The organism is Brochothrix thermosphacta DSM 20171 = FSL F6-1036, assembly GCF_036884295.1.
Classification (GTDB): Bacteria; Bacillota; Bacilli; order Lactobacillales; family Listeriaceae; genus Brochothrix; species Brochothrix thermosphacta.
Map to the genome: position 1 here is coordinate 2,408,452 of NZ_CP145608.1, position 14,657 is coordinate 2,423,108.

General features: G+C 33.2%; 11 protein-coding genes. 3 read left to right on the forward strand and 8 right to left on the reverse strand.

The window, feature by feature from the left end; genetic code table 11:
- Positions 1-218: 218 nt before the first annotated feature.
- A complete protein-coding gene (gene glpK / locus V6S17_RS11935) occupies positions 219-1,712 on the reverse strand; it encodes a glycerol kinase GlpK (protein WP_029091034.1) in 1,494 nt (497 codons plus the stop codon).
- Between the two features lie 2 nt (positions 1,713-1,714).
- Positions 1,715-2,581 (reverse strand): MIP/aquaporin family protein, encoded by an 867-nt coding sequence (locus V6S17_RS11940; RefSeq protein WP_036027009.1) that lies wholly within the window; start codon positions 2,579-2,581, stop codon positions 1,715-1,717.
- A 374-nt stretch (positions 2,582-2,955) separates the two neighbouring features.
- Between V6S17_RS11940 and V6S17_RS11945 the strand changes: the two genes are divergently transcribed.
- From V6S17_RS11945 to V6S17_RS11955, 3 genes are all read left to right on the forward strand, one after another.
- Positions 2,956-3,438 carry a hypothetical protein gene (locus V6S17_RS11945; RefSeq protein ID WP_029091033.1) on the forward strand — a complete coding sequence of 161 codons (483 nt, stop codon included), beginning with the start codon at positions 2,956-2,958 and terminating at the stop codon, positions 3,436-3,438.
- Between the two features lie 415 nt (positions 3,439-3,853).
- Positions 3,854-4,666 (forward strand): metallophosphoesterase, encoded by an 813-nt coding sequence (locus tag V6S17_RS11950; RefSeq protein WP_029091032.1) that lies wholly within the window; start codon positions 3,854-3,856, stop codon positions 4,664-4,666.
- Between the two features lie 435 nt (positions 4,667-5,101).
- Positions 5,102-6,231 (forward strand): IS3 family transposase gene (locus V6S17_RS11955; protein ID WP_141690152.1). Its coding sequence is split into 2 segments (ribosomal slippage): positions 5,102-5,348 and positions 5,348-6,231, totalling 1,131 coding nucleotides; the frame shifts between segments, so codons are not numbered across the junction.
- Between the two features lie 462 nt (positions 6,232-6,693).
- Here the strand turns inward: V6S17_RS11955 and V6S17_RS11960 are convergent.
- From V6S17_RS11960 to V6S17_RS11985, 6 genes are all read right to left on the reverse strand, one after another.
- Positions 6,694-8,034 (reverse strand): sensor histidine kinase, encoded by a 1,341-nt coding sequence (locus tag V6S17_RS11960; protein WP_029091495.1) that lies wholly within the window; start codon positions 8,032-8,034, stop codon positions 6,694-6,696.
- The gene (locus V6S17_RS11965; RefSeq protein ID WP_029091494.1) at positions 8,021-8,686 is read right to left on the reverse strand and encodes a response regulator transcription factor; all 666 of its coding nucleotides are present in this window, start codon (positions 8,684-8,686) and stop codon (positions 8,021-8,023) included. Before V6S17_RS11965 ends, V6S17_RS11960 begins: the two co-directional genes overlap by 14 nt.
- A 33-nt stretch (positions 8,687-8,719) precedes the next feature.
- Complete coding sequence (locus V6S17_RS11970; RefSeq protein WP_029091493.1) at positions 8,720-9,355, reverse strand: ABC transporter ATP-binding protein; 636 nt, start codon at positions 9,353-9,355, stop codon at positions 8,720-8,722.
- Positions 9,356-9,364: 9 nt separating this feature from the next.
- Positions 9,365-10,708 (reverse strand): ABC transporter permease, encoded by a 1,344-nt coding sequence (locus V6S17_RS11975; RefSeq protein WP_029091492.1) that lies wholly within the window; start codon positions 10,706-10,708, stop codon positions 9,365-9,367.
- A 453-nt stretch (positions 10,709-11,161) separates the two neighbouring features.
- On the reverse strand, positions 11,162-12,532 hold the full coding sequence (locus tag V6S17_RS11980) for a hypothetical protein (RefSeq protein ID WP_029091491.1): 1,371 nt from the start codon (positions 12,530-12,532) through the stop codon (positions 11,162-11,164).
- A gap of 715 nt (positions 12,533-13,247) precedes the next feature.
- Positions 13,248-14,396 carry a hypothetical protein gene (locus V6S17_RS11985; RefSeq protein WP_029091490.1) on the reverse strand — a complete coding sequence of 383 codons (1,149 nt, stop codon included), beginning with the start codon at positions 14,394-14,396 and terminating at the stop codon, positions 13,248-13,250.
- Between the last annotated feature and the right edge of the window lie 261 nt (positions 14,397-14,657).

The following is a 14,657-nucleotide window of genomic DNA, read 5'->3' on the forward strand; positions in this document are numbered from 1 at the left end:
TGTTAATAATTTGGTAGTTTTTTGGTGAAGTGATGGTTGCTTCATCTTCAGACTCAAATATGACTTCAGTCGGTAATGTTACATTAATCCAACGATTGTCTCCATTAGGTAATGGCGTGTTAGGGTCAGTATTATCAATTTTCCCTAAGTTGCCTCGTGTACTAACATCGGCAGAAATATATTTTAAATAAATCTGTGACTCACATAACTGATACTTATTATTTAAATACTTGTGTTGCTTTTACTGCTTTTTGCCATCCTTCATAAAGCAATTCTTCTTTTTCAGTACCTTCGATTGGCTCAAATTGCTTTTCTAACTGCCAATGTTGTTGAATTTCTTCCTTATCTTTCCAAAAACCAACGGCTAAACCTGCTAAAAATGCAGCACCTAACACAGTTGTTTCTTTGTTTTCAGGGCGTTCTACTGGCACTTGTAACAAGTCACTTTGGAATTGCATTAAGAAGTTATTCGCACTCGCACCTCCATCAACACGAAGCGTTTCCAATTTAATTCCAGAATCTTTTTCCATACTGTCGATAACATCCCGTGTTTGGTAAGCTAATGATTCTAGTGTTGCTCGAACAAAATGCTCTTTCGTAGTTCCACGCGTTAAACCAAAGACTGCACCACGCGCTTCTGCATCCCAGTATGGTGCACCCAATCCTACAAATGCCGGTACGACATAAACACCTTGAGTTGAATCCACACGCATTGCATATTCTTCTGTTTCCGATGCTTTTTTCACCATGCGCATACCATCGCGTAACCATTGTAAAGCTGAGCCAGCAACAAAAATACTACCTTCAAGTGCATAGCTGACCTTGCCATTAATACCCCAAGCTAACGTTGTCAACAAACCATTTTTAGACTTAATTGCTTTATCGCCTGTATTCATAAGTAAGAATCCACCTGTACCATATGTGTTTTTACCCATTCCTTTTTCAAAACAACCTTGACCAAATAATGCGGCTTGCTGATCACCAGCAACACCTGCAATTGGTGTTTCTATCCCAAAGAAATGATAGCCTACTGTGTGACCATATACACAAGATGAATCATGTACTTCTGGCAGCATTGCTGCTGGTACATTAAGCATGTCTAATAATTCAGTATCCCATTTTAAATCGTGAATGTTATATAACAAGGTACGACTGGCATTCGAATAATCTGTTACATGCACTTTTCCACCACTCAGTTTCCATATTAACCATGTATCAATCGTTCCAAAAGCTAATTCACCTTTTTCAGCGCGTTCTTGAGCGCCATCCACATGGTCTAAAATCCAACGCACTTTTGTTCCTGCAAAATAAGGATCGAGTAACAAACCTGTTTTATCCGTTACCATTTTTTCATAACCTTTTTCTTTTAAATCCGTACAAATATCAACTGTTTGACGCGATTGCCAAACAATAGCATGATGAATGGGTTTACTTGTTTCACGATCCCAAACAACTGTTGTTTCACGTTGATTTGTAATTCCAATCCCAGCAATTTCTTGTGCATTAACACCTGTTTTTACCAAAACACCTGACATTGTCGCTAAAACAGTTCTCCAAATTTCATTAGCATCATGCTCTACCCAACCTGATTGAGGAAAATGTTGTTTAAATTCATGTTGATCGGTTCCTAATACTTTCCCAGCTTTATTTAATATCATTGCACGAGTACTTGTTGTTCCTTGATCAATCGCTAAAATATATTTTTTTTGCATAATTATGATTTCTCCTTAGTATAGTTATATTTTTGGACCTTATTTTTTTTTTGCACGTTTTGTTCTTTTTTAGTGCTAGATATCGTGATAATCTCTACAATGATTAAGACAGCGATACTGATAAATAGCCATATGCTTAACTGATGATGAATAATCAAATTATAAGCTGTAGCAGCGATTGTTGCTCCTAATACAGGTCCTACAACCGGTATCCACGAGTATCCCCAATCCGATGAGCCTTTTCTGGAAATAGGTAACACAGCATGCATGATACGAGGACCTAAATCACGCGCTGGGTTAATTGCATAACCTGTTGTGCCACCCAGTGCCATACCAATAACAACTATTAAAGTACCTACAATTAATGGATTCAATCCAGCACTAATTTCATTTGCCCCTATTGACATAATTCCGAAAACTAAAACAAATGTACCTACTACTTCACCAAATAAGTTTGATGTGTAATGGCGAATTGCTGGTCCTGTTGCAAATACACTTAATTTAGCTCCTTGATCTTTTGTTGCTTTCCAATGTGGGTAGTAATGTAACCACACAACAGTTGCCCCTATAAATGCGCCGATAAACTGCCCTCCAACATAAGCAGGTACACTTGTCCACGGAAATTCGCCTGCAAAAGCTAATCCTAATGTTAAGGCAGGATTCAAATGTGCCAAACTGAGATACCCTGAAACATAAGCTCCCATCGCTACAGCCAGACCCCAAGCAATTGTAATGACGACCCAACCTGCATTATTTGCTTTTGTCTTATCTAACACAACACCAGCAACAACACCTCCACCAAATAAAATCAAAATAAATGTACCTAAAATCTCACCTATAAATTGTAATACTAAACTTGTATCCATCATAATACCTCCTAAGTTAATTAATGAACGTAGCATGATGTATCATTCAGAGAACGAGTGTCTTACAAAAATGATTTTCCTAACCTTGAAACGATAAGATAATCGACACTCCCACTCCACATCCACATATAAACTGCTTACTATTCCGATACGTCACCAATAATGCTTCCTAAGTTTATTCTCCTATAAATGCATTGTCAATCACTTTTGACACAGATTGGACATAGTAATTATTTATGCTCGTCATAAATAATTACTATGTCCAAATAACAACAACTCCTTTGAATTTCGTGCTATAGTACGTGATATTAGTACCTGATGTTAATTCTAGTCTGATTGAAATTAAAAAGCACACACTTTTAGGAGATGATATATATATGTTCCAAGCAATAGGACGATCGTCAAAAAAATTATACTTTGAAGACAAGCAATATTCTGCTGTACTATCCTATGTGAGAAAGCTCAAATTACCTTTACCTGAGCCCCTTCAAATTATTGAAAAGAGCCAAATTAAAACATTTATACTAGGCATCACTATGACCAACTGTTATTCTAAATTATTATGTGATGAAACGATGCATTATAGTTTTATTTTTAAAATTAAGCAAAGTGATTTTGATATAAATCCTGTCAATTTAGCCCACGCATTTAATGAATTCAAAAACAATGCAGACGGTGAATTATTAACGCTCAAATTTGAGAATAAATCCTTTTTTATTGTATTAAACTCACAAATGACAATTATAGTTAAAAACACTAGGGACATGTTTGAGAAAGAAACAAATAATACTGTTGTTATGTTAAACAAACGTCAAGAAAAAGAAATTTTCAATTTATTGAAAATGAGAGATTCTCTCTAAAGTTTCCCTCTTGGACTTTGTTTGTGAAAGTTGATTGTTATCTTATAAAATTTAAGGAGGAATTATTAGAATGAAAAAAATAATTGTAACAATACTATTAGTAGTTTTTGGTTTGTTTTTTTTCATAAAAAGAAAAAAGCACACCTATATCCCTATAACTCAAGAAAATAATCGTAAGTAACGCTTTTCTAAAAAATATAAAAGTAGAGCCGCTATATTATATAGAGGCTCTACTCTTATACAAAGCTGAAGTATGCACTTCACTAGTAAATAAAATTCAGTTCTATAGAACCAATCGCTCACCTTAATAATTAGTTTTTATAAACTGTTATTTATGTTATCGGTTTTATTTAACTGGTTCCCATTGTACAATGTAGAGATATCTATAGATAATATTTAGTGATGAGGTGGGAAAATGAAAACAAAAATCAGTCTTTTAATAATAAGTGTTGTACTGTGTATCACTGCCTATTCATTTTTCATCGAACCTTTCTTAGTTAAAATGAATTATATTGAATTAGGAGATGAAAATAAAAAAGAAACACTAAAAGTAGTGCAACTGTCTGATATCCAGTTGTCCGAGAGTTACACAGAAGACCGATTGGATAAAATCGTAAAAAAAGTAAATAAGGAAAATCCTGATATTATTGTTTTTACTGGCGATTTATTTGATAATTATTCAGTCTATTCCAATGAAAATAAAATTATTGATCAATTAAAAAAAATGCACGCTAAGATAGGAAAATATGCAGTTTGGGGAAATCATGATTACGGCGGGGGTGCTTCACGTATATATGACAGCGTCATGACAGCTTCAGGCTATACCGTATTAAAAAACAACGGTACTACACTCAAATTAAAAAATGATAAAGAGGTTTATATTGGGGGCTTAGATGACTCACTCTTAGGAAATCCCTCGGTCGATGATACCCTTTCTTTTCGTGAAAAAAAATATGACTATTCTATTATACTCACTCATGAACCTGATGTTGCTGATGATTTTAAAGGCACAAACACTCAGTTAGTATTGGCAGGTCATAGTCATGGTGGACAAATATGGATTCCATTTTATCAAGTAACCAATACGCTAGCTGAAAAATATGTAAAAGGTCTGTATGACTTAGAAGATGATATGAAGCTTTATGTTAATACTGGTTTGGGTACCACTTCCATACACGCAAGATTTGGCGTTATTCCTGAAGTTACTACCTTTTTGATACATATTTAATTCTGTTATGATTGTTTTTGTTGAGATACTATTTTAATAAGAAGAAGCGATTTCTAGCAATAGGAATCGCTTCTTCTTATTTATCCACTATCTATTAAGCTTAAAAGAATGACATGAAAACTTTTCTGACAAAAACATTTACTACTTCTTATACCCTAGTTCCCATCTAATTTAATTTAAAGTTAACATCCTTTTCCGAAATATTGACTTTTTTTAAACAGTATTACTCTTTTTGATATCAAATACATCCGCCCATATAACTGCAGAACAGCTATATGTAAGTCAGCTATTTTTATAGTTTCATGTGGAACTATCTGAAACCTATATATTTTAAAACTAGCGACAATTATGAATATGTGGATAGGCTACACTAAGTTAGACAGAATAAATGAGGGCTTGTAAACTAAGACTACTAATAAAAAGGAGTGTGCTACTATGCCACGTCAACGTCGAACATTTACGCCTGAATTTAAACTGCAAATGGTGAAGCTTTATGAAAATGGAAAGTCACGTGCTGATATTGCTCGTGAATATGATTTAACCCCTTCGGGATTAGATAAATGGATTAAAAATCATCAAGCTACTGGCTCGTTCGCAGCTAAAGATAATCGAACAGAAGATGAAATAGAACTAAATAAATTACGTAAAGAAAATCAGCGGTTACTAATGGAGAATGATATTTTAAAGCAAGCGGCGCTGATCATGGGACGAAAATAAATGTGATTCGTAATAACGCTCACCTTTATTCGGTATCAGCAATGTGTGCCGTCCTCGAGATTAAAAGGAGCACCTATTATTATCATATAAATTTAGATGCCACTTCGCAGCGAAAAACAGAGGACATCGCACTTTCAAAAGAAATTGAACGGATTTTCAAAGAAAGCCGTAATAATTATGGTACGCGTAAAATCAAAAGAGAATTATTAAAGTTAGCTGAACCTAAACATGTATCAAGACGCCGAATTAGCCGCATAATGCATTCGTTAGGTTTAGTTTCAAACTACACTGTGGCTCAATTTAAACCGCAAAAATCACGTTCGAATGAGGCACTTATAAGAAACGAGTTAAAACGTGCGTTCATTCAAGAAAAAGAATTAGCTGTCGTTGTAAGTGATTTAACATACGTTCGTGTCGGTGGAAAGTGGCATTATGTATGTTTATTTGTAGACCTTTTCAATCGTGAAATTATTGGACATAGTGTAGGAGAAAACAAGACTGCAAGTCTTGTCTATGAAGCATTAGCAAGCATTTCTGCAAATTTAAATGACATACAGCTGTTTCACACGGATCGAGGGAAAGAATTTGATAATCGGTTGATTGATGAAGCGCTTGAAACATTTAATATTCAACGTTCACTAAGTATGAAGGGTTGTCCTTACGATAACGCTGTAGCGGAAGCAACATTCAAAGTGTTTAAAACAGAATTCGCAAACCAAGCTCACTTTTCCAATCTTAATCAGCTGGAACTTGAATTAAATGATTACGTTCATTGGTTTAATAACATCCGTATTCATGGAACATTGGGTTATTTAACGCCTACCGAATTTAAATTACAGCCCTTATAATTTTTGTTCAATTTACTGTTGCCATTCCAATGTTTTAAAACAAACTATTCTAACACTCTACATTCAGATGATTCCTAAACGGCAGAATATATGCCTCTAAATAAAAATAAAAAAAGAGCGAACATTAATGTCCACTCCTTTTTTCTATAATAACCACATGCGGCACTACCTACCTTTTATTGGCTCCATTCTGTTAGCTCTATTCAAACAATCATCACCTATGATATAAATGTGTAGCTCATGAGTAGTTTCTATTTCAAATTAAATGTTATTTTGCAAAAGTAAAATTCTTTAGGGCCTTCTCACAACCCTACTTGTTCTTTTAAATAAAGTAATCATACTTCAAGAGTACACAATAGTGAATGAATAAAAACGCAATGAAGAACAGTAAACATAATATTATTGAAAGTAGTAGTAATTTTTTCACAATGACCACCCACCTAAAAAATACTTTACAACAAGCTATTCTAATTTGTTAATTTTAGCTACAAACATATTACTGTCATTAATATGTGTTTTTAACTCATAAGGGTAGTTTAACAACATCATCTTAATTAAATACAAACCAAGACCTGTCCCTCCACTGGGACCAAAGGAAACAAATGGCTTCCCGATATTTTCCATATTGATAATATTTACGTTTGTTATGGGATTGTTCATGGTAAAGCTATCCGCGGTAATCACTATCCTAATAATCGTATGCTCATTTGTGTAATGAATGGCATTGCTTAATAAATTAGATAATATTTTTTCAATCAATTTAATATCAAACTTAATCTGAAATTCAGCCTCTATGATTAAATCAACATGAATATCTTTGTCATCTAATAAAACATCATACTTTTCAAGTGTTTGTTGTAACACTGTACTCAAAAAAATAGTCTTATCTTCTTTTCCTGCATATTTTTTTTGTGTCACAAATAGCACTTCATGTATCAATCTTTCCAAATTTGTCATTTGTTGGAGAACACTTGGAATAGTCTCGTTATTTGGGATTTGTGTCTGCAGTTGGCCAATCAATAATTTAGTCGACATTAATGGTGTTTTCATTTCGTGTGTAATTCCCTGTAACAGCGAAACATTTGCTCGTTCAAGTTCTTTTACCAGTAACATTTCTTGCTGCATTTTATTGTTAGATGTTTCTAGCGAGTCATATAAAGCTTTCACTTGTTTCTCAATAATGGCATAATCTTTCACCCGTATGCCAAAATCGGTTTCACTAATAGTCTCACTCGCAACTCTTTTTTCTGTTAAGTGGAATAATTTATTAAGTTTATTCTTCTCATTACGGTATAGAAAAATGTATAGCCCTGCTATTATTGCTACGATGATAAGTGTCATTACCAAAAGTATAGGGATTGATTTTAAGACAATCATTTTTATTTCTGGTGCCTGCAGTTGAACTGGATAACCTACAGATACCTGCTTGTTGCCAACAGTAAACGTTGTTAAGTAACCGTCTGAATCTTCCAAAAGTGAAATGTTAACACTTTTGGTATCCAATGCCCATGAAGAAAGAGCTTTGGGATAAATAAACATTTTACTAGTGGTATTGAAAACAGATATCTTATAACCTTTTCTAATAAATGGATCTAGCCCCTCCAAAGTGGGATCGCTAACAATACTATCTTTTACCGCTTCCGTTGCTTGATTAAATGTTTCTTGTTGAACACGTTCAATCTGCTTACCTAAATTACTAGATATAACACTTACTATCGTTATGAATAGAATAGCCGCCATAATAATTGTTGAGAAAATAATAACAGTACTCGTTTTCCACAAAACACGTTTATTTGGCAACACGATAGCCGACCCCTTTAACTGTTTGAATCAATTCTTTGCCTAATTTGATTCGTAAATTTTTGATGTGCACATCAATCGTACGTGAGTCGACAAAGTAATCATATCCCCATAACGCTGTTAAAAATTCTTCTCTTGAAAACACTTTCCCTTGGTTTAGTAACATTGCCTCTATCACTTCAAACTCTTTTGCTGTTAATTCAACTTTTTTCCCATCGCGATAAATTGTATAGTTTCCAATTTCCAAACAAATATTTTTGTATTCAACCATCGATTTAACAGTTGTTTGTACACTGCTTCTGCGTAAAACTGCCTCAATCTTCAGCAATAAAATATTCATCGAAAAAGGTTTAACAATAAATTCATCAATTTTTTCATTATAAATATTAATTTGTGTAAATTCGTCATTCAAAGCACTGATTACAATAATAGGAATGTTTTTCTTGTTATTAAACCTTTTCAAAAATGTTTCACCGCTCATTTTCGGCAACATTAAATCTAATAGTATTAGGCTAAACGTTTTATTTTGCAAACATTCTAATGCTGTTTCTGCATGCGAAAATGCATATACACCGTAACCTTCTTTTTCTAAACTGTAAATCATACTATTGCGGATGCTTTCATTATCTTCAATCAATAAAACGGAATGCTCCATTACTCTCACCTCTGTTAAAATATAGCAAACAGTTTAAGTTGCTGCAACCAACGCACCATCCTCAAGAGTTAAAACAACGTCGGCTTCTGCAGCTAGGGTGCGGTCATGTGTCACAACAATTATACATTTTCCCTCATTACTTAATTTTTTAAATAGTGACATCACTTGTTTTGCATTACGTTTATCTAGATTTCCAGTTGGTTCATCCGCAATTACTAAATTCGCACCCAACGCAATTGCTCTCGCTATGGCTACTCTTTGTTGTTGTCCGCCAGATAATTCCGTACATTTTTTCAATGTATTCTTTTCCTGTATCCCCAGCTCTTTTAGCGTATAGTTAATAGCAGGCAGACTCACTTTTTTACGATGAATCTCTAACGCGATTTTGATATTATCAACTGCTGATAAATACGATATAAGATTGAATGCTTGAAAAATATAACTGATACTTCGTCGGTATTCGGGATAATTTGTGATTTTCTTGTCTTTATAGTAAATCTCACCTTGCTGTAAAAATTCTAATCCAGAAATTAACGATAAAAATGTTGATTTACCCACACCAGATTCTCCCACTATCGCATATATTTTACCAGTTTCGAATATATAACTCACATTTTTCAATATTTCTTGTTCTTTATAACGATACGATAAATTTTTAATTTCTAGCATATTATTCTCCTATTCTGTGCTTGATAGTATATTTTTGGGGCTTTTACGGATAATCCTAGTTGTTGGAATTACTGTAGATAAACCTGTGATTCCTAAAATAATAAGGAAAATAATACTTGTTTCTACAGCATTACCCGTTCCTTCTTGGGCATCTATTTCAGTTTTTGCATCTAATTTCACACTATCATCTTCTTCAAACAAAGGTCCTCGTGGCATTCCTTCTGCCGGCTTATCATCCATCATGGTGGTTTCCATTTTCTCGTTCACAATATTCGTTGCATAAGGCGTAACCATGAAATTAGAAACAGCCAGACTTATTGCTGTACTAACAATCAAAACAATTACTACTTCCAAAAACATTTGCAGTAAAATATTAGCTTTTTTCTCACCTAATGATAATAACAGACCAATTTCATATTTTCTTTCTCGTAATGATAACAACATAATTAAACTAATAATGACTCCTGCGACCACAATTGTAATTATTTTTAACATTGAAAACATTCCAGTTAAATTATCAATCATTGAGCTAATTGATTTATATTCTTTATAGCTACTATTAAAAACAATACCTGTGAAATCAGCATCCCCCTTTTTAATCTCCTTTATAAATTTTTCAGTCTCCATTGGATTTTTTAATTCAATTTTTATTTTGTCATAAGGTGACATAACTCCCGCACTCTCGCCTTCAAAGCTCTTTTCATTAATAGCTGTCACTAGTTTTGCAGTTCCTAATAATGTTGAACTTTCCTGTTGCTTAGCGATATCTGAACTTTCAGAAGATAACTTATAAATACCTGAAACAGTTACAGGGTATTCTTTCTTTTCTTTAGCATTTTTTTCATAGTTCAAATTCAGTTTGATTGTATCACCAATCTTGATATCATTTTCTTTGGCATACGATTCTGATACCACAACAGGGCTTTTTTCTTTTGAATCTTGTGGCATTTTACCTTTTAAGAGATCGATGCTATTTTTAGCTACTTTTGCATTGGTGCTATCAAACACTGATACTGTTAAATTTTCAGGTGTACGAGCATTACCATACACAGAATAGTCTTTGACATATTTTGATTTTTTCACCTTTTCAACTAGAGTATCATTGATCTGCTGACGATTATTCTTACCCATATCTCCCGAAGTCATTTCTCGCATGAGCAAATCTAAATCTGTTTCAATCGATACAATCGGATTAACATTCTCCTTGTTTTTTTCTAAAATATTGTTCATCGCTCCTTGCAAAGATGCACCTGTAATGAGAAAAGTCATCACTAATAGAAAGAGCAATCCTAATATTAGCGTTCTTTTTTTCAAATGTATTGCACTCTGTATCGCTCGTTTAATAATTTTCAAAAAATTACCTCCTTTTGATATCTTTATGTTAACTGAGCAATGTAAGGTATACGTGTATCTAATGTGTATTTAACGTAAAGTGATTATTAACTAACTATTACTAAATCATGACTATTTCCAGTTAGCCATTACCTATTACACGACCTTTTTCTATTAGAAAAGAGACAATAATTTCAATAGCTTTGACTTTCATTGGATATATATAAATAAAAATTAGCCAACTCTATACGATATTAAATCGAATAGCTGTTAGCTAATTTTTGTAGTATTATCTTTATGCTTATAGACCCCGTATATAATGAATTAGAGCACGCTCAGTTAAAAATATCACTCAGTTCAACTCTTCTAACATTTCTCGACAAATGTCTATGGTAACAAATATTTTATGAAATACATGACAGCCTTAATTCAACATTGTATTTTAATTTTAAAATACTCCTTATGTGCTTACTATTATTGTTGAAATTTTTTTCCTTGATACTCAATATATGTCTCGCCTTCATTCTGTTTAATAACAAATTGCACGTTAAATTCGCGGTCTTTAGATGCACCATTTAATCGATTAGCCTCTTCATAAGCTGATATCGAAAGTGTATTTGTATTTCCATCAAATGATTGCTCCACTATATGACCAAATACGGCACTACCGGACTGTTGTTTTCCCATGACAACTTCGCTTTCAGTGATACTAATAATTAGATTTTCGCTTGTCCAATCGCCCATAAAGCTAGATTGTGTAAACTCAGGGGTATCATCGATTGTTTCTTCAGAGGGTGGCACAAACTCAGGAATAGCATCGATCATTTCTTGAGAGACATCATCGAATATATTACCGTTGTATTCAGGTAGAACGTTCCCCGTCGCATCGGTATATTTAAAATCGCCACGATTCGTTAGTGTATAACTTCCTTCAACACTACTCGTATTGGTTAGTGGATTAAGATACATGATATCACCATTACTAGGCGAGCCACTATACGCCACACTATAGTTAACTTTGACAGAGTCATCCGTAATATCCGTCTGGCTAAAATAGTAAGCCTTAACTCTATTAACTATTTCAACTTCTGATAAATTAGTTATATTTTTTCTCGCTTCCTCTTCACTTTTCAAAAGTTCTTTTTCTATTCCAGTTAATTTGGTAGCTAAGTTTTTTTTCAAGCTATCATTTTTAATTTTTTCGTTCCTACTCATTAATTTCTCGTAGATAGCTCTCGATGTATCTTCATTAATATTTGTATTTTTATAAAGTGTCTCAATTTCTTTCACTAACTTAATATATTCATTATATTGTTGTTGTGCACTTGAATAACTTTTTATATTATCCGCATAAAACTTTTTGGAAACCGACTTTACTTTGTCCAAACTGTCTTTTATATCATTTAATTGTTTAGTGGTTACTTTTTCATTTATGATATTTTCATCATTCAAAATAGCTTTTAATCCTTCATTAACATTTAACATACTAGTTGCCGTTATTAAATCCTCTTGTAAGCTCTTTTTCACCTGCGGATTAATCACCTTACTAACTGTTCTATTGACCATTGCTAATTTATCGGAAGTCACATCTTCCTTCAAAAGGTTATCGGAATCAAATAACGCTGCGACATCTTTTTTAGCAACTTCATTTTGATGCTGCATATATAGAAAACCTCCAGCTAAAATTACGAGTAAACCTACAAAACAGAGACTAATAATTAAAGTTTTTTTCTTATTTTTCTTTAATGCTCTTCCTGACCTGCTGATATCTTGCTGTTCCCCACAAAAATTACAAATAATCGTATCATCGCTAATTTTCTTCTTACACTTCGAACATTTTTTCATTACCAAACCCTCTTTTCAATTTAACTATTCTCAATTCTAATTTCACACTGACCCCAATTACTTAAATGTATTCGGCATAGTATCGTAGCTATATAAATATAATAGTTTAATCGTTGATAACCCTTTAATTCTCAATTTCATAAACTACGCAGACAATAGCTTCAAACCGTTCTCTAGTTTTTCTACCTCATTATAACGTTCACATTAATTACTTATATTCACGTTGAAATCACTGCCTACTCTCTTAATGATAACAAACCGTAATAGTAAGTGCTATTTAATTTTTAGAAATAGAAAGGTGTCGCTCATTCTTGAAAAACAATGTTAAATCGCTTCCACTCTCCATCAAAATGATTGCTTTTTGTCATTATATTAAAAAGAGATGTATCGCTATAAATAGCAATACATCCTTTTCAGTCTTCTCTTCTTACTAATAAAAACAAGCTCATATAATCTTACCTCAAGTAATTATTTCACATTTATTCATTCTAAGATTACAACCTAGATCCCCCCTATCCGAGTCCGCTTAGGTGAAAAAATGTGGCTATTATCGATTTAGTAAAGCTGTATAAAATAGCAGCTAAATTATTTATGATCCGTCTTAAGCATGAAAAGAGAATGAATATTTATATTCACTCTCTTTTTCGAATACTGTCTCAATGATTAAATTATTGAACTCGCTATATTTACCTCCGAAATCACTTTTTTCATTCCCCTAAAGTACTCTTTCAAAATATTCATCACATATTTTTGTAACAGCTAAGTTATCATATTCATCATAGATTAAATAATCTAGCATGATTTCATCGATTTGCTCCGAGTTACCAACACTAGATAGTTTTTCGAAGTAACTATATCTAATATCTTTATACTGATATTTTTTCGTCAATTGATATAGCCGCGGTAATTCTCTCTCTGTAAATACCTGACAATATGAAAAAAGACAGTCCAATTGTCCTTCCTGTAATACTACTTGTTCCTTAATAACCCGCTCGCACAGTAAGAGCATTTTTTCATGTGTCGTAATAGTTCGCTCTTCCATTAAATATCTAATATAGCAATAATCTTCAACTGTTGGTAATTGTGCTGTTCGCCCATTAAAAAACACTTCTTCTACTAATTTTTCCGGTGTGATGGGTTCTATTACTTTTTTCTGTTCTAATTTTTCAATTACTAAGCACTCAAGTGCTTGTTGACGTTCGTAAGCGACAGTCGCTTTATGATGACCATCTAATAAACAGCCTAAAAAACCAATGTAGCCCAACACTACTCCTCTTCCTAAAAAAGTTTTTTTTCGGTAGTCCTCTAATGTTTTTTCAGCTATTAATTCTTTTCCCTGTGTTGGCAGCATAAACCGCACACAGCTATCCATATAAACCGAATCATTATCTAACCATTCGTAATAGAGGTCAACAGAGGCTTTTAAAATTTTTTCAGTAGAAAATTGACTAAAAACATGTGTTTCCCCATAAGTTGGAAAAATTTTCTTAAGGGAAACACGATAATTACCTGATTCTAATAAACAAAAAAGCATTTCGTTAACTTCTAACAATTCAGAAAACGTTGTATTTTCTTGCATCATCGCTTTACGATATTCTGCCAATGCGTCCGTTAAAATGACCTGCTCAGTAGTTGGATAATGACGACGAATGAGCTTTTCATACGTTGGTGAGCCGTAACTTTCATCAATGGCACTATATACCTTCTGCCCTTTTATACTAAAAGTTACATGTGATTCTGTTTCATATTGTTGCATAGGTTCCTGTCTCAAATCACCACGACCATGCTTTACAGTTAGTATTATACTGTCATTTGTACCATCGAGAGTACTCATGTATTTTATTTTTGGCTTTCTAACAAACATTCTAAAACTCCAGTCCAACACTACTAAAGACAAAAAAAAATAGCATTTCTATCTAATCCAAGTAGCTCATTGTCTATTTTATTTGCGATTAATTAATTAATCACCAATTACTATCCCTATATAAAAAAGAGGGAATGAACACTACCTCATACCCTCTCCCCCACTAATTATGCCCCATCGGACATTAAGTCTACTTTATAAATTTTTTGTATACTTAATTATAGCAGTAACCATTACTTAATACTAATGCTAATGCTAATG